At 42.6% G+C, this 916-nt stretch carries 1 protein-coding gene; it reads right to left on the bottom strand.

The genetic code is table 11. The annotated features are described in order from the left end of the window. Positions 1-515: 515 nt before the first annotated feature. Positions 516-911, bottom strand: a complete 396-nt coding sequence (locus H8L47_RS27825) for a hypothetical protein (RefSeq protein ID WP_186957087.1) — start codon at positions 909-911, stop codon at positions 516-518. Positions 912-916: the final 5 nt, after the last annotated feature.

Genomic DNA, 916 nt, shown 5'->3' with positions numbered 1-916 from the left:
ACGTTGAAGCAAAAGGCACGACGGCATTTTGAAACAAACATGTGGTGGCGCAGTAAATATTATCGCGGTGTGTTGCGAGTATCTTGTTCGACTACTTGACTACCGGGGGCTAATGGGTGACCCCGGCCTGGACCCCGGCCTGCGGTAGCCACAGATCTGCCCATCACTTGGAAGCAACGCGGCACTGAGATGCTTCTGGAGTAGCTGTGCTACTTGGGCGAAATCCAGGTTTGATGTTTCGCTAGATCCACATGGGTGACTGGTGCGATTCACGCAACCACACGTTGAAGCAAAAGGCACGACGGCATTTGAAACAAGCATGTGGTGGCGCAGTAAATATGATCGCGGTGTGTTGCGAGTATCTTGTTCGACTACTTGACTACCGGGGGCTAATGGGTGACCCCTGCTTTCAACTGAACCAAAATCTTCGCCAGTCTTTTAAAAATTGCTGATCTGGCGAAGGGATTTGGTTTAACTGAACAGGGCAACAGGCAGCAGCAAGCAGCAAGCAGCAATTAAAAAGCTAAATCTCCAAGAGTTGGAATTTGTTCTGGAGAAAATACATCATCAAAACCGGTATCTAAAACAACTGGTAAAAAAGAATTTATAGCTCTTGTAAATTGCATGACCAAAGGAACCGAATTCTCAGTATGATTGTATGATAACTCGATATACGAAACAGGCTCAGCACCTAAGAGTTTCTTGAATGCTTCCAATTCGTCTTGTTCGAAACAAATAAGATCACCACTTAATAATTGAATTTTCAAATATGCTCCACTTACATCATCATAAATGCACCTGTCTTTTTCTAGATCGTTTATACCCATTTTTTCACCAGCTTTTTTTAAATACTCTAAAAATATTTCTTGAGTTAGATTTTTAGAGGTGACAATAGTTGATTCCATACTCATATTTT

It is taken from the genome of Undibacterium umbellatum (genome assembly GCF_014284125.1).
In the GTDB taxonomy this organism is placed as follows: domain Bacteria; phylum Pseudomonadota; class Gammaproteobacteria; order Burkholderiales; family Burkholderiaceae_D; genus Undibacterium; species Undibacterium umbellatum.
This window is presented reverse-complemented; position numbering and strand designations above follow the sequence as displayed.

What these genes read in the sequence shown, in the direction of transcription:
- H8L47_RS27825 (WP_186957087.1), bottom strand. Translation starts at nt 911, where the DNA reads ATGAGTATGGAATCAACTATTGTCACCTCTAAAAATCTAACTCAAGAA.